The organism is Sulfitobacter sp. M13 (assembly GCF_053474885.1).
Genome location: NZ_CM130281.1, coordinates 552,116 through 571,843 on the forward strand (window position 1 = coordinate 552,116; position 19,728 = coordinate 571,843).

Sequence of the window (19,728 nt, forward strand, 5' to 3'; positions counted from 1 at the left end):
GCATGGCGCGCAGTTTGTGATTCATCGAACGACTGGCAGGTCCAATAACCGTGTAGTGTATCGCGGGCTATGGTAGTCGGACCGTAGCTTCCAAGACCTTTTCATTCCTTCGCTTGCCAGCACCATGGTCTTTTTGCCGAACCGATCATTTACCTGATCGAGCGCTTCCATTAGCGCTTGGGATTTGATTTTTGGGGCATCGAAAAGTGTCAATGGGCGATCCTCCATTCTTAGCAGATCATCAAGCATGACGCCCGCCTTCGTGAACCCGAATAGCCCCGCCTGCCCCTTCGGCCACGCGGCCTGCGCGCAGCGCCGCGCAGCACCGACAAGATCGAAAGTGTCGGACGACATGGGCATCATCCGAGTTGAGCGTGAGCCTGAGTATTGCGGCCGATCGGGGCGGTGCCGGTTAGTGTGGAAAAACACTGTCAGCGTTCCGGCCACCAAACCATGCAGGCGTAGCTTTTCCGCCGCACGCGTTGCATGCGCTGTAACTGCCTGAAAAAGCGTTTCGAAATCCGTCATGGGTGTTCCGGACGAGCGGGTCACAGCCATGCCTTTGCGCTGCGGCTCAACGTCATCAAAGGCGAGGCATGGCTCACCCTGGAGTTCTAACACGGTCCGCTCAAGCACAACCGTGCCGAGGGCGCGCGCCTGCCGGATCGGCATATCACGCAGTTCTGCCGCTGTGCGGATACCGAGGCCGTGGAGCTTCGCTTCGGTTCGACGCCCGATCCCCCATATGTCTCCGACCGGGACCATTGGCAGCAACCAGTCGGCCAGCGTGTCATCCATCATGTCTAATACGCCTGCGAAGATCGGGTTCTTTTTGGCAATATCATTCGCGCATTTCGCCAGCGTCTTTGTCGGCGCAATACCAACCCGCACCGGCACACCAATACGCCGCAAAACCGCTGATCGCATTGCGCGCGCGTGCTCGGTGAGATCCTTAAAGCCGCCGAAGTCCAGAAAACACTCATCGATAGAGTAAATCTCTACGTTCGGCGTGAAGTCTTCATAGACCTCGACGACGCGGCGGGAAATGTCGCCATACAGCGTGTAGTTCGAGCTGAACACGCGCACGCCATGTGCTTCGATCTTGTCGCGGATCAGATGGAGCGGTTCGCCCATCTTGATCCCGAGCGCCTTTGCCTCATCCGATCTTGCCACAGCGCAGCCATCGTTGTTTGACAAGACGATTACCGGCACGTTTTTTAGAGACGGATCGAAGATCCGTTCGGCGCTCACATAGAAGTTTGCGCTGTCGCTGATTGCGATTGGTCGCTTCATGCGAGGTCGTAGCGCCGCACGACGCCTGCGATCACACCCCAGATCTCGCTGTCTTCGGTCAGTTCGATGTCGGGGAACTGTTCGCGGTTGTTGGCCGGAGCGAGATAATACCTGCCATCGCGTTTCCGTAAGATCTTCGCTGTCACCGCGCCCTCTACCACGGCAAGGACCGCGCGTCCGATGCGTCGTTTTCCAGCGCGATCCAGAGCAATGATATCACCGTCGCGGATCCCCACATCCCAGAGGCAATCCTCCTCGACACGCCACCAGAAGGTTGAAGCGGGATGCCGCACCACCCATGCTATCGGATCGATTTCATCTTCCAGATCATCGCCGGCGGGTGACGGAAACCCAGCACTTGCAAGCATGGCGACAAGACGCATCGGAAAACTGTTGGCAATGACAGGTCGTTCGATGCGGTGCAGGGGCATGGGCATGGGCATGGGAATCCTAGTTTGTTCTTATTTTGTTCTCAATCGGTCAGATGGACCCTTCGTGTCAAGATTGATCCGGTCTCCCGCGGAAGATTACATACCGCCCTTTCGAACATTTTTTCTTCGTGACGAGCTTGTTTGACCAATATTGGTAATACGGTCGCAGACAGACACCACTGAGACAACAAAGGCTTAGAGTAACTTTCTCCCGCACCGCACGAGCAATGAAGCCGAAGAATTAGGCAATGCCAAAAGGTTCACGCATGCAAAGGAAAGCCACATGCTTAATACTACACCCACAAAAGACCAAGACTGTTGTGGAGCAATTGCCGCTACGCGAGAGCACCTCCGTCAACACGGAGCGAATCTTTGCCAGCTACTCGAAGCCCTGGACGAAACCTTCGACTCTGATGCGTTCGGTTCCCTTCACGAGGTGCTGTCTGGCCCCTTTCCGGACCACGACCATGTCAGGGATACACTGTGCGATATTCTGCAAATTCTTGCAGAACAGCCATCTTCAGCACTCGACCGCCTCGCGCGTGATCTCAACTTCTACGCTGCCAAGGCAGTCTGTTGGAACTCTGAACGGTTGAGGAGTTTGATATCCCAATTTCCTCATTCAGACTGAGTTGAACCAGCACTTAGTTAAGCACCCCTGTCCCCTTCTTCCCAAGTAGAATAAATTCTGCATTACTGTTGGAATGGAACGGAAAACGGGCTTTCGGCGCGCGCCACAAAAGCTCGTTTTCCCGTAAGTTCCCGGCCGGAACTTAGCCATATTGCTGAGGCGGCCGGCCCCAGATCGCTTAGCCCCCTGCAAAGGGGATTAAGCTCTCGCATGGTCGCCGAAGCGACAAATGTGCTGAGACAAGATACCCAGTTTCTGCATTGCTGCGCGCCGCAATGATTGACTGCAGCATCCCATCGGGCGCATGCATCTGCTTGGCACAGGAGGTATATGGTTCTTTTTTCAGCAACGAAAAAGCGCCGTCGAAAGATCTTTGCGCCGCCTCTTTCTATAGATTCAAGATTCTAATTGATTCAGGGCCGGATTAAGCCATTCCTTGCAATAGCTTACAGAGACTTTGACGCAGTAAATCCGCATTCTGACGCAAGAACTCCCCGCAACGACGCAGAAACTCCCCCAAATGACGCAAAAATTCTCCAAAATGACGCAGAAACTCCCCGTTGTGTTCTGACGTTGCGCGTCAATGAAATATCCGGCAGCGTGCCTATTTCTGGTGAAGTTTGTCGGCATTTCGCAGATCCCCACCCAGTTGCCTACGGATATCTTGAATGAGCAGAATGGGCGCGCTCTACGCGAGGTAAGCACTGTTCCGCGAGCGCCGCACCTGCAAAGATGGTTTTGATGCACGAGTGCCGTTCTCTTCAATCATCAAAAGCATAGACAGCGATGGAGAAGTGTTAGGCGGGTGATCCATGACTGCATATCTGAATGAACTATTCGGATGGATTAAGTCTAATCCAGCGGCGGCTGCGACTGTCAGCGCCGCTATTATCGCCGTATGCGGCGTGATTTTTTCCGCGTTCAGTGCTTTTGTGACCTGTCGCATGTCGGTTTATATATCATCGGTTACGGCCGAAAGGTCTAAGTGGATCGAAAAGCTGCGGTCAAATATCGCGGAACTGCTGCAAGTGTGTGCAGCAATATCTAATATAACTGAAGGTAAACGAGCGTATGATGAAAAGAGAAATAGAGCCGATGGCCTCACTTCCCTTATATCGTTGCAGCTAAACCCTGCAGACGATGGTGGCATCGACAATAACCTCATCACGCATCTTAGGATTCTTTTTTGGGCCGCAGAGGGGGCAGGAGATGAGTTTCGTAGGGAGGAACAAAAATTCGTTCGTCACTCACCGTTCATGCTCAAGGAAGATTGGGAGAGAGTAAAATCCGAGGCCCGCGGTTGGACCGCGACTTTATGGAATGAGTTTCGGGGGAAGAAGTGCGCCCGTAGGTGGTCATATGAACGTTGTGTTCGAGAAGAACTGCCGTGGCATTAGTAACGAGGTAGATCACCATCAGGGTAGGGGTGTCTCAATGCTGGAGTGGCGCACCACCTTGGCAATCCGCTTTAATTCTTGATTAGCAGTTTGGGTTGTCGCTGTATTTTGCTCGAGCACCTGCTCCAACCGCTCAGCTGCGTTCGCCATACCGCTATGCCGTCGCCGTCATATGGCTTTGAGCCTTGCGCATGGGAATGACCGCATTCTGTGCGGCGTTCGCCACTTAGGGGGGGCGGGGCAGCTCAATAACCCAAAGCAGTTCCTCGCGAAACACAAGCCGCGAGGTATAGGCTCGTCAAAGAACTTTAGGATGCAATTCCCTCCGTGCGCCAGCATTAGGTCATGGATGGCAATTTGGGTGGTTACCTGCTTTCCGCAGTCGTTAAACCAACTTTGGTGTCCTTAACGTTAGGAATTTTTCGCCAGTCGAATAATCCGCTCATATTCAGTATCGGTGCTCATCAGCGCCGCTATCTGCCTCTCGAGATGGAGCACGACTGGGACGTAGTCTACTCCATCAGAGCGATTGGTGACGACTTGGATCATAAAGCTTAGTGCTTTATTTAGGCTTTCAGATGACGGGTTCATATTTCTTCCAACGAGTGCGTGTTAGAAGGAGTTCGGTTCATTTAGCGATCCCCGGTAACGAGCTACTCAATAAGCTGATCTTTTCCTCTCTGGCGGAAGATTAGGTTTGACTACTTTATATCCGAGGGTTGGCAGACCGCTTCTTCTCGAAGTTTTAACTGTCGAACCTCAGACACATTGCGGGATCCCGCGGCAATGCTTGGCAGGGGCCTTGGTCAAAGAATGTCCGACTAAGACGGTGCCATTTCATCTTTTGCAGTTTTGAAATCGCGTTTTGATAAAGTAGCAGGTGGTATGGAGAGAGCGTTAAAAACGCTATCCCTGCCAACTTGAACGAGCCTGATCGCACGCGTGTGTTGAAGATGAAAGTTTGAATGTCCCAACCCACTATAGGGCACTTTGTGGGGCACTTTTCAGGCTCAAAAAGCAAAAAACCCCGAAAACCGAAGTTTTCAAGGGTTTTTTTGCTTGACTTTGGTGCCCAGGAGAGGACTCGAACCTCCACACCGTTGCCAGTACTAGCACCTGAAGCTAGCGCGTCTACCATTCCGCCACCTGGGCACAGGGGGGTTGTGAGGGAGCGTTTATTGCTGTGGGGCGGGGGTGTCAATTGGATTCTCGCAACAAAACGAAGTGACGACAGAATAATTGGCGAGGGGCGCGATTTGTTGCGCTGGATCGGCTGTGGGCGGCACTTTGGGCCGGAATTGCTGCTTGTTCCTCAAGGGGGGGGGATGTATCTGTTGCCCTAGATTTTCTGGTCAGGGGTATCATCATGGCAAAGCTGGTCACGGTTTACGGCGGTTCCGGGTTTGTGGGGCGGTATATCGTTCGCCGCATGGCATTGGCGGGATGGCGTGTGCGCGTTGCGGTGCGTCGCCCGAACGAAGCGTTATTCGTGCGTACCTATGGCACCGTTGGGCAGGTCGAACCGGTCTTTTGCAACATCCGCGATGATGCATCTGTGCGCGATGTGTTGCGGGGCGCTGATGCGGTGGTGAACTGCGTTGGGATCCTGGCCGAGGCTGGCAAGAACACCTTTGACGCGATTCAGGCTGACGGTGCTGAGCGTATTGCGCGCCTGTCTGCAGCCGAAGGGGTGCAGCGCTTGGTTCAGATCTCTGCCATCGGTGCGAATGCCGAGGCCGATAGCGACTATGCCCAGACCAAGGCGATGGGAGAGGCCGGCGTGCTGAAATACATGCCCGATGCCGTTATTCTGCGCCCCTCGATCGTGTTCGGGCCCGAGGATGACTTCTTCAACCGTTTTGCTGGTATGACGCGGATCAGCCCTGCGATCCCTGCGGTGGGTGCGGATACATTGTTCCAGCCGGTTTATGTCGATGACGTCGCCCATGCGGCAGAGCTGGCGGTGACGGGCAAGGCCCCGGCGGGTATCTACGAATTGGGCGGACCCGAGGTCGAGAGCTTTCGCGGCCTGATGCAGCGTATGCTGGGTGTGGTAAACCGCCGTCGTCTGGTCATCGCATTGCCAACGTTTGTCGCGCGGATGATCGCCTTTGGTTTGGATGTGCTGCAATCGGTGACCTTCGGTTTGATCAAGAACAACACGTTGACCCGTGATCAGATCAAGAACCTGGCCCATGATAACGTCGTAGGCGAGGGCGCGCGGGGCTTTGACGCTCTGGGGATCACCCCTGTGTCTATGGGATCGGTGCTGCCCGAGTATCTGTGGCGTTTCCGCCCGTCGGGTCAGTACGACGAGATCAAGAAATCCGCGAAAAATCTGCGGACCTGAGCCAGTAGCATTCGGAATACAGAAAGGCCCTGCCGGCAACGGCGGGGCCTTTTCTTTAGCTGTAGGCATACACCAGCAGCGCGGCCCCCAGTAGGATGCGGTAGATCACATAGGGGGTGAAATTCACGCTCCGCAGCAGGCGCATCATCAAGGTCAAGGCCGCAAGTGCCGCGACAAAGGCGAAGGCGGCGGCGATGGATGCGTCACGGGCAAGCTGCGCGTCGGCCTCTCCGATCACGTCCAGTGACAAAAGTGCACCCGAGGCGAGGATCGTGGGGATCGACATCAGCATGGAAAGCGTCGCGGCGCTGGCGCGATCATAGCCCAGTTTGCGTGCCGCGGTGATCGTGATGCCCGACCGCGAGGTGCCGGGGATCAGCGCGATGGCTTGCGCGAGCCCCATCCAGACGGCACCTTTCATGTTCCAGTCTTCGGTGTTGCGGTCGCTGCGACCTGTGTGGTCGGCCCAATACAGTACAATCCCGAACAGCAGCATCGTCCAGCCGATCACCGCAACAGAGCGGAGCATCTCGTCGATCCCCAGCAGCTTGATCACCAGCCCGACCACCAGAACCGGAATCGTTGCAATAATCAAAAGCGCCGCAAGCCGCGCGCCGGGGGTGTCCATCTTGCCGCGTAGCAAGCGGCCAAGTCCTATAGTGGCCTCTGCGACTTCGGTGCGAAAATATAGAACCACAGCAAGAAGCGTGCCGACATGCACCGCCACATCAATGGCAAGCCCCTGATCGGGTCCGCCGGTGAGCGTGGGCAGCAAAATCAGATGACCCGAGGACGAGACGGGCAAGAACTCTGTCAGCCCCTGAATGATTGCGACGAGCAGTAATTGAAACAGGGTCATGAAGGGGCCGGCCTTTGAAACGTTCTCGGTGCCATAGGGCTACAACTTTGGGGGGATGGAAGGGAAGTAGGTTGTTAAGGCCGAATCGGACATAAAATGGGGATATATCCGCCAGATAAATGCGTGCGAATGAAAATAATATGTATATAGGTCAGCAATGCTGCCTTTATATCCTTTAAGAGCCTGTGTATGAGGGGGCAGCAACGTGTTTCATGCGGAGAGATCCAAGATGGCAAAGCAGCCAATGCTCAAGTTTACAACGGTTTCCCGGGATATGCCCGAAAAACGGATGCCGAATCTTCGTCGTGAAGACTTTAAAGAGATTTATGCGGAATACGCGGATGAGAAAGCGCAGGAGCAATCCAGCCGCTGTAGCCAGTGTGGCGTTCCATATTGCCAGACGCATTGCCCGCTGCACAATAACATCCCCGACTGGCTGCGCCTGACCGCCGAAGGGCGCCTGAAGGAAGCCTACGAGATCAGTCAGGCCACCAACACCTTCCCCGAAATCTGCGGCCGCATCTGCCCGCAGGACCGTCTGTGCGAAGGCAACTGTGTGATTGAACAATCCGGCCACGGCACTGTGACCATCGGCTCTGTCGAGAAATACATCACCGATACCGCATGGGAAAACGGCTGGGTGCAGGCGATCAAGCCCAAGACCGAACGTGCCGAATCCGTCGGTATCATCGGCGCAGGGCCTGGCGGTCTGGCCGCTGCGGACGTGCTGCGCCGTGCGGGTGTGCAGGTTACGATCTATGATCGCTATGACCGCGCGGGTGGCTTGCTGACCTATGGTATCCCCGGATTCAAACTGGAAAAAGATATCGTCATGCGCCGCAACGATCAGTTGGCCGAAGGTGGCGTTAACTTTGAATTGAACTGCGATGTGGGTGTCGACATCAGCTTTGCTGATATCCGCGCCAAGCATGATGCCGTAATCATCGCGACGGGCGTTTATAAGACACGTGATATTCAGGCCCCCGGCGTTGGCGGTGTGGGTCTGGAACGCGCGATTGATTTCCTGACCGTGAGCAACCGCAAAAGCTTTGGCGACGCGGTCGAAGAATTCGACTCCGGTCGGTTTAACGCGCAGGGTAAAAAGGTCGTCGTCATTGGCGGCGGTGATACCGCGATGGACTGTGTGCGGACCTCGATCCGCCAGGGGGCCACGTCGGTGAAATGTCTTTATCGTCGTGACCGCACCAACATGCCCGGCTCGCAACGCGAAGTGCAGAACGCCGAAGAAGAAGGCGTGGTATTTGAATGGCTGTCCGCGCCCAAAGGATTCGTCGGCGATCCGGTCACCGGTGTGATGGTGCAAAAGATGCGTCTTGGCGCGCCTGATGTCTCTGGCCGTCAGGCCCCCGAGGTGATCGAGGGCGCTGATTATGTCGAAGAGGCCGATCTGGTGATCATGGCGCTTGGCTTTGAACCCGAAGACCTGCCCAAACTGTGGAACACGCCAGAGCTGCCGGTGAACCGCTGGGGCACGATCAAGGCCGACTATATCACCGGCGCGACCGATTTGGATGGTGTCTATGCCGTGGGTGACATCGTGCGCGGCGCGTCACTGGTGGTCTGGGCCATCAAGGACGGGCGCGATTGTGCGCAGGCGATCCTTGAAAAGATGGGGGCCAGCGTGGCCATCGCCGCCGAATAAACGCCCCTTTCAGTTGATATTTCGCGCCTCGGGCGCGCCCGATTTAGGAGATTCCAAATGACCAAGTATGATGACGCCTGGGTAGCACGCGAAGAAGCAAAACGCGCTTTCATGGCAGAAAACGGTCTGTATTCCGAAGAAGAAGAGCATTCATCCTGCGGTGTTGGCCTTGTCGTGAACATCGACGGCTCCAGCAGCCGTGCGGTTGTTGAAAACGGCATCAAGGCGCTCAAGGCGATCTGGCACCGCGGGGCTGTTGATGCGGACGGTAAAACCGGCGACGGCGCAGGCATTCACGTGCAGATCCCCGTCAACTTTTTCTATGATCAGGTGCGCCGCACCGGTCACAGCCCCCGCGAAGGCGAACTGATCGCCGTCGGTCAGGTCTTTTTGCCGCGCACCAACTTTGCCGCGCAGGAAACCTGCCGGACCATCGTTGAAACCGAAGTGCTGCGCATGGGCTACTATATCTACGGCTGGCGCCACGTGCCTGTGGATACGTCGGTTCTGGGCGACAAGGCCAACGCGACCCGCCCCGAGATCGAACAGATCCTGATTTCGAACGCCAAGGGCGTGGACGAGGAAACATTCGAGCGTGAGCTTTATGTCATCCGTCGTCGCATCGAAAAAGCCGCGCTGGCCGCACAGGTGCCGACCCTTTACATCGCGTCGATGTCCTGCCGGTCGATCATCTACAAGGGTATGATGCTGGCGCAGGATGTGGCCAACTTCTATCCCGACCTGATGGACGAACGCTTTGAATCCGCGTTTGCGATCTATCACCAGCGTTATTCCACCAACACTTTCCCACAGTGGTGGTTGGCGCAGCCATTCCGCATGCTGGCCCACAACGGCGAGATCAACACGCTCAAGGGAAACATCAACTGGATGAAAAGCCACGAGATCCGCATGGCGTCGGGCACGTTTGGCGAAATGGCCGAAGACATCAAACCGATCGTCGCCGCCGGGTCGTCCGACTCTGCCGCGTTGGATGCGGTGTTCGAGGTGCTGGTGCGCGCGGGTCGTTCAGCCCCGATGGCGAAAACAATGCTGGTGCCTGAAAGCTGGTCAAAGCAAGCGGTCGAGCTGCCTCAGGCGTGGCGCGACATGTATTCCTACTGCAACTCCGTGATGGAGCCTTGGGATGGTCCTGCAGCGCTGGCAATGACTGACGGCCGCTGGGTTTGCGCCGGCCTTGACCGCAACGGCCTGCGCCCGATGCGTTTCGTCGTCACCGCTGACGGCATGCTGATCGCCGGTTCCGAAGCGGGCATGGTGCCGCAGGACGAGGCGAATGTCGTACGCAAAGGCGCGCTTGGCCCTGGTCAGTTGCTGGCGGTCGATATCGAAGAAGGCAAAATGTTCGGCGATACCGAAATCAAGGACAAGCTCGCCGCGTCGCGCCCCTTTGGCGAATGGGTCGGCAAGATCAACGAGCTGGACAAAGCGCTTGGCGATGTCGAGGAAAAGGCGCTGTTTTCCGGCGACGAACTGCGCCGCCGTCAGGTGGCAGCGGGCTACACCATCGAAGACCTTGAACAAATCCTCGCCCCGATGGCCGAAGATGCGAAAGAGACGCTGGCTTCTATGGGCGACGACACGCCGTCGGCAGTTCTGTCGAACCAGTACCGCCCGCTCAGCCACTTCTTCCGCCAGAACTTTAGCCAGGTGACCAACCCGCCGATCGATAGCTTGCGCGAATTCCGCGTCATGAGCCTGAAAACGCGGTTCGGGAACCTCAAGAACGTGCTGGACGAATCCAGCGCGCAGACAGAGATTCTTGTGCTCGACAGCCCGTTCCTTGCGAACGCGCAGTTTGATCAGTTGATGACCGAATTCAACGCGAACTCTGTCACCATCGACTGTACCTTCGAGGCAGGCGGCAACAATCTGAGCGAAAACCTGCGCCGCATCCGCGACGAAGCCGAGGACGCGGTTCGTTCTGGTGCCGGTCACATCGTGCTGACCGACCAGTTCAGCAACGCGACCCGTGTGGCGATGCCGATGATCCTTGCGACATCTGCCGTGCACAGCCAGTTGACCCGCAAGGGCCTGCGGACGTTTACCTCGCTCAACGTGCGGGCGGCTGAATGTGTGGACCCGCATTATTTTGCCGTGCTGATCGGCTGCGGCGCGACCGTGGTGAATGCCTACCTTGCCGAGGATTCGCTGGCGGATCGCATCGGTCGTGGTTTGCTGGACATGAACCTGACCACCGCGATGGCCCGCTACCGCGAGGCGATTGACCAAGGTCTGCTGAAAATCATGGCCAAGATGGGGATCAGCGTCATGTCGTCCTACCGCGGCGGCCTGAATTTCGAAGCCGTGGGTCTAAGCCGCGCCATGTGTGCGGAATATTTCCCTGGCATGACCAGCCGTATCAGCGGGATCGGTGTGACCGGTATCCAGCGCAAGGCCGAGGCGGTCCACGATCGTGGCTGGCAGGGCGACGGCGTCGTTATGCCCATCGGCGGCTTCTACAAAGCGCGTCAATCCGGCGAGACCCACGCATGGGAAGCATCGTCGATGCACATGCTGCAAATGGCCTGCAACAAAGCGTCCTACCAAATGTGGAAGCAGTATAGCGCCAAGATGCAAAGCAATCCGCCAATCCATCTGCGGGACCTGCTGGATATCAAGCCACTGGGGGCCCCTGTGCCCATCGAAGAGGTCGAATCCATCACCTCTATTCGCAAGCGTTTCGTGACGCCGGGCATGTCCCTTGGCGCGCTGTCGCCCGAGGCACACAAGACCCTGAACGTTGCCATGAACCGCATCGGGGCCAAGTCAGACTCTGGCGAAGGCGGCGAAGATCCGGCGCACTTCGTGCCCGAGGCCAACGGTGATAACCCGTCGGCCAAGATCAAGCAGGTGGCGTCGGGTCGTTTCGGTGTGACCGCCGAATACCTAAACCAGTGCGAAGAGCTTGAGATCAAGGTCGCCCAGGGGGCCAAACCCGGCGAGGGCGGCCAGCTGCCCGGTATGAAGGTCACTGACCTGATTGCCCGTCTGCGCCATTCGACCAAGGGGGTGACGCTGATCTCTCCTCCGCCGCACCACGATATCTATTCCATCGAAGACCTTGCGCAGCTGATCTATGACCTCAAGCAGATCAACCCGCGTTGTAAGGTGACCGTGAAACTGGTGGCGTCGTCGGGGGTTGGCACGATTGCCGCCGGTGTGGCGAAGGCCAAGGCGGACATCATCCTGATCTCGGGCCACAATGGCGGCACGGGTGCATCGCCTGCGACCTCGATCAAATATGCGGGTCTGCCATGGGAAATGGGCCTAACCGAAGCGCATCAGGTTCTGGCAATGAACAACCTGCGTGACCGCGTCACCCTGCGCACCGATGGTGGTTTGCGCACAGGCCGTGACATCGTGATGGCCGCGATGATGGGGGCCGAGGAATACGGCATTGGCACCGCCGCTCTGATCGCGATGGGCTGTATCATGGTGCGTCAGTGCCAGTCGAACACCTGTCCCGTCGGCGTCTGTACCCAAGACGAAGCGCTGCGTGGCAAGTTCACCGGCAACGCCGATAAGGTTGTGAACCTGATCACCTTCTACGCCACCGAAGTCCGCGAATTGCTCGCCTCTATCGGGGCGCGTAGTCTGGATGACGTGATTGGCCGTGCCGATCTGCTGGCGCAGGTCAGCCGTGGCTCTGCCCACCTTGACGATCTTGATCTCAACCCGCTGCTTATCACCGTCGATGGCGCGGCAGAGATCGTCTATGACCGCAACAAGCCGCGCAACGCTGTGTTGGACACGCTGGACTCTGAAATCGTGCGCGACGCCGCACGGTTCCTTGAGGATGGCGAGAAGATGCAGCTCAGCTATGCGGTGCAGAACACGCACCGTACCGTGGGCACCCGCGTCTCGAGCCACATCATCCGCAACTTCGGTATGAACAACCAGCTGCAGCCCGATCACCTGACAGTCAAGCTGACCGGTTCGGCGGGGCAGTCGCTGGGGGCGTTCGCGGCACCGGGGCTCAAGCTTGAAGTATCGGGCGATGCGAACGACTATGTTGGCAAGGGCCTGTCGGGCGGTACCATCGTCGTGCGTCCATCGATGGCAAGCACCATCGTGGCCTCTGAGAACACCATCATCGGCAACACCGTGCTGTATGGCGCGACCAAGGGCTTCCTGTTCGCAGCGGGCCGTGCAGGTGAACGTTTCGGGGTCCGCAACTCTGGTGCGCATGTCGTGATCGAAGGCTGCGGCAGCAACGGGTGCGAATACATGACCGGTGGCGTGGCCGTGATCCTGGGCGAGATCGGCGCAAACTTTGGCGCGGGGATGACGGGCGGTATGGCCTATCTGTACAACCCCGATGGCAAGGTCGAGAAAATGCTGAACCGTGAAACACTGGTGACCTGCCCCGTCACAGTGGCGCATTGGGAAAACCAGCTGAAGGGCCTGATCGAACGGCACTTGCAGGAAACCAACAGCCGCAAGGCCGAAGACATCCTGCAGCATTGGGACATCGAAAAGGATAACTTTGTCCAGATTTGCCCCAAAGAGATGTTGATCCATCTGCCCGCCCCTCTCAGCGTCGAAGAGCACGCGATACCGGCGGAGTAAGCAACGAGTGAAAGAATCGGGCGCGGGGGCAACCTCGCGCCCGATTTCTTTTGTCGGGTTGATACGCTTTACCGCGGCCGGATGCGGTCTATAGTTGGACGATGATCAAATCTATACTCTCGCGCGCAGGGCTAATGGCTGTGCTGATGTTGGGGCTGACCCTGTCGGCCTGTACCGACCGCACGCCCAAGGGCGGCGGCGATATTCTGGTGATCGGCGATTCCGTGATGGCGTGGAACGGATCGAACGATCAGGCGATCCCCGATGCGATGGCGACAGCGCTTGATCGTGATGTGATCAGCAAGGCCGTCCCGGGCGCGCAGTTCAGCAATGACAGCACGCTTTTGTCTGCCGTGGGGTTCGACATTCAGGACCAATACCCCGGCGGGCGCTGGAACTGGATTATCGTCAATGGCGGTGCCAATGATCTGGGGTTCAACGATTGCAAATGCGGGGCTTGCACGCCGGTGGTCGACACGCTGATCGGTGCGGATGCGGCCAGCGGAGAGGTTCCGGCCTTTCTGTCCCGCTTGCGCAGCAGCGGTGCGCAGGTGATGTGGATGGGATATTACGCCGGCAACGGCAAAGGGTCATTCGAAGGCTGCCGCGATGATCTGGTGCTGCTGGAACGCCGCATTGCACGGTTTGCCGCACAGACGCCGGGGGTGACGTTTCTTGATTCCGAATTGGTGATCGACCGCAACGACCCCAGCCTCTTTGCCAGCGACAACACCCACCCGTCGCCCAAGGCATCGGCGCTGATCGGGGCCTATCTGGCAAAAGGAATTTCCGCCCGCAGTGCCCGTTCACAATAAGCGCGTTGCGCGATATAGCTGATGGCTATGGCAAAACGCGCATCTTCAAAATCCAAAAGCAAGACCAGGGCAAAGCCGCCTTCACCCGCGGCGCAGCTGCGGTCGTTGAAGCGGCGCGTCGTCAGGGGCGCGTTCAAGCTGGTGCTGACCGTGCTTGGCCTGTTGGTCGCAATGGTGCTGCTGTTTGCGGTGCTTAACCCGCCAACCACGCCTTATATGTTCAGCGAAGGCCGCAGGTTGGGGGGCGTCGACCAGCAATGGGTCGCGCTGGAAGAAGTGGCCCCTGTCATGGCACGGTCTGTGGTGGCGGCAGAAGACGCGAATTTCTGCAATCATTGGGGCTTTGATCTGGCTGCGATCAAGCGCGCTATTGCCGAAGGGTCGAACCGTGGCGCTTCTACCCTGTCGCAGCAGACGGTCAAGAATGTCTATCTGTGGCACGGGCGCACCTGGCTGCGCAAAGCGCTTGAGGCCGGCATCACGCCGCTGGTCGAAACCGTCTGGACCAAACGACGCATCATCGAGGTCTATCTGAACGTCGCCGAGTTTGACGAAGGCATCTTTGGTATCGATGCAGCGGCGCAACATTATTTCGGGGTGATTCCCGCCAAGCTGACGGCGACACAAGCCGCACGGCTGGCCGCGATCCTGCCCTCGCCCAAAACGCGCTCTGCCACGCGACCGTCCGCTTCGGTGCGCAAGCGCAGTGCCCAAATCCGTGATGGTGCGGCGACAATCAGCAAGGACGGGCGGGCAGCCTGTTTCGAGAGTTGAAAAACCCAACCAAGACGGGCATGAGGATGAAACCCTTGTTTGTTAGTACCGGAACCCCTTTATGGCCCGCCTGTTTCACGTCCCGCTGTCGCCGTTCTGCCGCAAAGTCCGGCTGAGCCTCGCCGAGAAGAAGATCGAGGTAGAACGCGTCGAAGAGCGGTATTGGGAGCAAGACCCAGATTTCATGCGTCGCAACCCTGCGGGTAAAGTCCCCGTCTTACAGCTCGACGGCATCATCATGTCCGAAAGCGCTGCGATCTGTGAATACATCGAAGAAACCCGCCCTGAACCGTCGCTGATGCCCAGTGATCCGATTCAGCGGCTTGAAGTCCGCCGTCTGGTCAGCTGGTTCGATGACAAGTTCCACGACGAAGTCACCTCAAAGCTGCTGTACGAGCGGGTGAATAAAAAGGTGATGAAGCAGGGGTTTCCTGACAGCCGCAACGTCAAGGACGGGGCCAAGGCGATCAAATACCACATCGATTATATGGCGTGGCTGCTGGACCACCGACGCTGGCTGGCGGGCGACGTGATGACGCTGGCCGATTTCGCAGCGGCGGCGCATCTGTCCTCGCTTGATTATATCTCGGATGTGGACTGGAACCGGTCCGACGTGGTCAAGGACTGGTATGCCAAGATCAAATCCCGCCCGGCCTTCCGGTCGTTGCTGGCCGATCAGGTGCCCGGCTTCCCACCGCCGAAACACTACAATGACCTTGATTTCTAATCGGCACCCCGCCGGATGTCTGTGACACCGGCGGTTGATACGGACGCCCTGCGGGGTCGGTTGGTGGCGCAGGCGCTGGACGAGGGCTTTGTCTCGTGCCGTATATGCCGACCCGATGCAGTGCCCGAGGTGCCCGAACGGCTGCAGGCCTTTGTCGAGGCAGGGTACCACGGGCAGATGTCATGGATGGCCGACCGCATAGCCTGGCGCGGCAACCCCGCAGCGCTTTGGCCCGAAGCGCGGTCGGTGATCATGCTGGCCGAGAGCTATACGCCTGAATACGATCCGACCGAGGTGCTGAACCACCCCGACAAGGCAGGCGTGTCGGTCTATGCGCAGGGACGCGATTACCACGACATCGTAAAGAAACGGCTCAAGCGGGTGGCGCGCTGGCTGGTGGCGCAAGAACCTTGCGAGGTGAAAGTCTTTGTCGATACAGCCCCCGTGCCGGAAAAGGCGTTGGGGCAGGCGGCGGGGCTGGGCTGGCAAGGCAAGCACACGAATCTGCTTAGCCGCGACTGGGGGAACTGGGCCTTTCTTGGCGCGATCTTCACCACATTGGATTTCACCCCCGACGCGCCAGAGGTGGATCACTGCGGGTCGTGCCGGTCATGCCTCACGGCTTGCCCGACCAATGCGTTCCCCGCGCCCTATCAACTGGATGCGCGGCGCTGCATTTCCTATCTGACGATTGAACACAACGGGCCGGTCGATTTGGAATTGCGCAGCAAGATGGGCAACCGCATCTACGGCTGTGACGATTGCCTTGCCGCCTGCCCGTGGAACAAGTTCGCCGTCGCGGCGAGCGATCTGCGCTATCACGGCGATGTCGGTGCGCCTGATCTGGCAGAGCTGGCGACGCTGGATGATGCCGCGTTCCGGCTGCGGTTCAGTGGGTCGCCGATCAAGCGGATCGGGCGCAACCGGTTCATGCGCAACGTGCTTTACGCCATTGGCAACTCCGGTCAGGCGCGGCTGGTCCCTGTGGCACAGGGTCTGCTGGACGATCCTGACGCCACAGTTGTTGATGCTGCACAATGGGCTGTGACGCGTCTTGGCGAAAACCACGGCTGACAGGGCTGGACCGCTGCGCGGGAACAGGTAAACCCTAGGAAAACGGTGCAAGGATAATTGAATGGCGCTTTTGCTTGGGGTGGATACGGGCGGCACCTATACGGATGCGGTACTGATCCGGGATGAAACCACGGTGATCGCTTCGGCCAAGGCGCTGACCACCCGCGGCGATCTGGCCATCGGTGTGGGGCAAGCCGTGCGCCGCGTGTTGGAGGCTGCTGATGTTTCAGCGGGTCAGGTGGCGATGGCGTCGCTATCCACCACGCTGGCAACCAATGCATTGGTCGAAGGGCAGGGCGGGCGCGTGGCGCTGATCTATGTCGGTTTCAAAGAACGTGACCTTCAGGCGCACGGGCTGGCAGAGGCCCTGAACGGTGATCCCTATCTGATCTTGGGCGGCGGACATGACCACGCAGGCGCAGAGCTTTCCCCGCTGGACGAAGACGCGCTGGTCGCGTTTCTGACCGCGCAAAAATCGCAGGTCAGCGGGTTCGCGGTCGCCAGTCAGTTTGCGACGCGCAACCCTGTCCACGAACAGCGGGTTGCTGCGTTTGTGGCGCAGGTGACGGGCCGGCCTGTGTCGGCCTCGCATCAACTGTCGGCCAAGCTCAACGGGCCGAAACGGGCGCTGACGGCGGTGCTGAATGCGCGGCTCATCGGGATGATCGACAGGTTGATTGGCCGCGCCGAGGATGTGTTGACTGACGTCGGCGTGACGGCCCCGTTGATGGTCGTACGCGGCGATGGGGCACTGATCTCTGCGGCACAGGCGCGTGCGCGACCGATTGAAACGATTCTCAGCGGGCCTGCGGCCTCGATTGTCGGGGCGCGGTGGATGACCGGCGCGGCACATGCGTTGGTCAGTGATATCGGCGGCACCACCACGGATGTGGCACTGCTGCGCGAAGGACGGCCGGCGATTGACCCCGCAGGTGCCCGCGTCGGCAGCTACCGCACGATGGTAGAGGCCGTCGCCATGCGCACCACCGGTCTGGGGGGCGACAGCGAGGTCCATTTCCTGACCGAAGGGTTGCAAGGCGGCGTGACGCTGGGGCCAAAGCGGGTCTTGCCCGTGGCCTTGATCGCAACAGAGGCGCCGGATGTTGTTCACGCCGCACTGGATGCACAGCTGCGCAGCACCACGCCTGGCGAATATGACGGGCGCTTTGTGCGTGCGGTTGCCGGACAAACCCGCGAGGGGATCACCGTGCGCGAGGAAGCCTTGCTGGAACGCATCGGCGATGGGCTGCACCCGATGGCGGAAATCGTGCGCGCGCGGATCGAAACCGGTGCCCTCAAACGGTTGGTCGAACGCGGGCTGGTCCAACTTGCCGGCGTCACCCCTTCGGATGCGAGCCATGCGCTGGGCCGCGTGGATGCGTGGGACGCAGAGGCCGCGCAGAAGGCGCTGCGGCTGTTCGGGCGGCGGCGTACAGGGGCGGGGCAGATGTTGGCCCCTGATCCTGCCGTTATGGCGCAGATGATCGTGGATCAATTGACCGAACAGACCAGTCTGGCGTTGCTAGAGGCGGCGCTGGCCGAGGAAGACACTGCGTTTGATGCAGAACCCGAAACGCTTGCCCGGCACGAACTGTTGCAGCGCGGGTTGCGGGGTCACGCAGGCCTTGTGCGGATCGAAGCCGCGTTGAACGTGCCGGTGATCGGGCTTGGAGCCTCTGCTGCGGCCTATTATCCGGCGGTGGGCGAACGGCTGCGCACGCAGATGATCCTGCCTGAACACGCCGCAGTGGCAAATGCCATTGGCGCTGTCGTCGGGCGGGTGACCATGCGGGAAAGCGGCACGGTGACGTCCCCGGCAGAGGGGCGGTTAAGAGTGTATCTGACCGACGGGCCGCAGGATTTCAGCGATCAGACACAGGCGCTTGAAACGCTTGAAAACATGCTGCGGGAAAAGGCAGAGACAGCGGCACGGGCAGCGGGCGTGGTCGACATGCAAACCGAGGTGCAGCGCGATATCCGCTATGCCGAAGTCGAAAGCCGCAAGGTCTTTATCGAAGCGGTGCTCACGGTTGAAGCGACGGGCCGACCGAGGGTCGCATTGGTCTAGGTACCCCTCAAAGAAAACGGCGCAAACCCTATGAGGCTGCGCCGTTTTGCCGTGTTATTCCGCTGCCGCGCGTTTGGGCAGCACCCAATCGGGACGCGGGAAATGGCAGGTATAGCCGTTTGGGATACGCTCAAGGTAATCTTGATGCTCTGGCTCTGCTTCCCAGAAATCGCTGACGGGTTCGACCTCGGTCACGACTTTGCCGGGCCAGATGCCCGATGCTTCGACGTCTGCAATCGTGTCCAGCGCCGTGGCTTTTTGATCTTCGTCTACGAAATAGATCGCGGAACGGTAGCTGAGGCCGCGGTCGTTGCCTTGACGGTTCATGGTTGTCGGGTCGTGGATCTGGAAGAACAGTTCCAGCAGGTCACGATAGCTGATTACGTCGTCGTTAAACGTCACCTCGATCGCCTCGGCGTGGGTGCCGTGGTCACGGTAGGTGGCGTTGGGCACGTCGCCGCCCGAATAGCCCACGCGGGTCGACACAACCCCTTCGCGTTTGCGGATCAGGTCCTGCATGCCCCAAAAGCATCCTCCGGCCAGTACTGCGCGTTGTTCGCTCATGCTACATCCTCCACTTGGTTGATATAATCGCCATAGCCTGCGTCTTGCATGTCGTCACGATGAATAAAGCGCAGCGAGGCGGAATTGATGCAATAGCGCAGTCCGCCACGGTCTGCGGGACCGTCGGGGAAGACGTGACCCAGATGGCTGTCGCCATGGGCGCTGCGCACTTCGGTGCGGACCATCCCCAGCGATGCGTCGCGCAATTCACTGACATGGGCCGGTTCGATGGGTTTGGTAAAGCTCGGCCAACCACAGCCGGATTCGTATTTGTCAGAGGACGCGAACAGCGGTTCCCCCGAGACGATGTCGACATAGATGCCCGGTTCTTTGTTATCCAGTAGCTTGCCCGTGCCCGGGCGTTCGGTGCCGTCTTGCTGGGTGACACGGAATTCTTCGGGCGACAAAGCGTTAAGGGCGGCGTCGGTCTTTTCATAGGTGGGCATGGAAGGGCTCCTTTGCGGTTTGATATATTAAATGGGGCCTGCGCGC

The 19,728-nt window shown here is 58.6% G+C and carries 14 protein-coding genes and 1 tRNA gene; 9 read left to right on the forward strand and 6 right to left on the reverse strand.

Annotation, left to right across the window (positions count from 1 at the left end; genetic code table 11):
- Positions 1-21: 21 nt before the first annotated feature.
- Positions 22-1,293: a Y-family DNA polymerase gene (locus ACVBAU_RS02545; RefSeq protein WP_448327721.1), complete on the reverse strand. Its 1,272-nt coding sequence runs from the start codon at positions 1,291-1,293 to the stop codon at positions 22-24.
- Entirely contained in the window at positions 1,290-1,724 is a 435-nt protein-coding gene (locus ACVBAU_RS02550; protein WP_448328890.1) for a LexA family protein, read from the reverse strand. The genes ACVBAU_RS02545 and ACVBAU_RS02550 overlap by 4 nt, the downstream gene beginning before the upstream one ends.
- 1,443 nt (positions 1,725-3,167) lie before the next feature.
- Here ACVBAU_RS02550 and ACVBAU_RS02555 point away from each other — a divergent pair.
- Positions 3,168-3,752 (forward strand): hypothetical protein, encoded by a 585-nt coding sequence (locus ACVBAU_RS02555; protein ID WP_448327723.1) that lies wholly within the window; start codon positions 3,168-3,170, stop codon positions 3,750-3,752.
- Between the two features lie 1,066 nt (positions 3,753-4,818).
- On the opposite strand, the gene ACVBAU_RS02560 is transcribed toward ACVBAU_RS02555, so the two are convergent.
- Positions 4,819-4,904: transfer RNA gene (locus ACVBAU_RS02560), tRNA-Leu, on the reverse strand.
- Between the two features lie 214 nt (positions 4,905-5,118).
- Here ACVBAU_RS02560 and ACVBAU_RS02565 point away from each other — a divergent pair.
- Complete coding sequence (locus ACVBAU_RS02565; protein WP_448327725.1) at positions 5,119-6,102, forward strand: complex I NDUFA9 subunit family protein; 984 nt, start codon at positions 5,119-5,121, stop codon at positions 6,100-6,102.
- Positions 6,103-6,157: 55 nt separating this feature from the next.
- Here ACVBAU_RS02565 and ACVBAU_RS02570 read toward each other — a convergent pair whose 3' ends face one another.
- Positions 6,158-6,961, reverse strand: coding sequence for an undecaprenyl-diphosphate phosphatase (locus ACVBAU_RS02570; RefSeq protein WP_138924566.1), 804 nt, complete (start codon positions 6,959-6,961; stop codon positions 6,158-6,160).
- Positions 6,962-7,190: 229 nt separating this feature from the next.
- Here ACVBAU_RS02570 and ACVBAU_RS02575 point away from each other — a divergent pair, with 229 nt between their 5' ends.
- From ACVBAU_RS02575 to ACVBAU_RS02605, 7 genes are all read left to right on the forward strand, one after another.
- The gene (locus tag ACVBAU_RS02575) at positions 7,191-8,624 is read left to right on the forward strand and encodes an NAD(P)-dependent oxidoreductase (RefSeq protein WP_138924565.1); all 1,434 of its coding nucleotides are present in this window, start codon (positions 7,191-7,193) and stop codon (positions 8,622-8,624) included.
- 57 nt (positions 8,625-8,681) lie between these two features.
- Positions 8,682-13,214: a glutamate synthase large subunit gene (gene gltB / locus ACVBAU_RS02580; RefSeq protein ID WP_138924564.1), complete on the forward strand. Its 4,533-nt coding sequence runs from the start codon at positions 8,682-8,684 to the stop codon at positions 13,212-13,214.
- Between the two features lie 101 nt (positions 13,215-13,315).
- The gene (locus tag ACVBAU_RS02585; protein ID WP_448327727.1) at positions 13,316-14,029 is read left to right on the forward strand and encodes an SGNH/GDSL hydrolase family protein; all 714 of its coding nucleotides are present in this window, start codon (positions 13,316-13,318) and stop codon (positions 14,027-14,029) included.
- A 27-nt stretch (positions 14,030-14,056) separates the two neighbouring features.
- On the forward strand, positions 14,057-14,803 hold the full coding sequence (gene mtgA / locus ACVBAU_RS02590; protein ID WP_138924562.1) for a monofunctional biosynthetic peptidoglycan transglycosylase: 747 nt from the start codon (positions 14,057-14,059) through the stop codon (positions 14,801-14,803).
- A 61-nt stretch (positions 14,804-14,864) separates the two neighbouring features.
- On the forward strand, positions 14,865-15,530 hold the full coding sequence (gene fzlA, locus ACVBAU_RS02595) for an FtsZ-binding protein FzlA (protein WP_093731617.1): 666 nt from the start codon (positions 14,865-14,867) through the stop codon (positions 15,528-15,530).
- A gap of 15 nt (positions 15,531-15,545) precedes the next feature.
- On the forward strand, positions 15,546-16,604 hold the full coding sequence (queG, locus tag ACVBAU_RS02600) for a tRNA epoxyqueuosine(34) reductase QueG (RefSeq protein WP_448327730.1): 1,059 nt from the start codon (positions 15,546-15,548) through the stop codon (positions 16,602-16,604).
- Between the two features lie 61 nt (positions 16,605-16,665).
- Positions 16,666-18,672: a hydantoinase/oxoprolinase N-terminal domain-containing protein gene (locus ACVBAU_RS02605; RefSeq protein WP_448327732.1), complete on the forward strand. Its 2,007-nt coding sequence runs from the start codon at positions 16,666-16,668 to the stop codon at positions 18,670-18,672.
- Between the two features lie 54 nt (positions 18,673-18,726).
- Here ACVBAU_RS02605 and msrA read toward each other — a convergent pair whose 3' ends face one another.
- Positions 18,727-19,236 (reverse strand): peptide-methionine (S)-S-oxide reductase MsrA, encoded by a 510-nt coding sequence (gene msrA, locus ACVBAU_RS02610; RefSeq protein ID WP_138924559.1) that lies wholly within the window; start codon positions 19,234-19,236, stop codon positions 18,727-18,729.
- Entirely contained in the window at positions 19,233-19,682 is a 450-nt protein-coding gene (msrB, locus tag ACVBAU_RS02615) for a peptide-methionine (R)-S-oxide reductase MsrB (protein ID WP_138924558.1), read from the reverse strand. Before msrB ends, msrA begins: the two co-directional genes overlap by 4 nt.
- Positions 19,683-19,728: the final 46 nt, after the last annotated feature.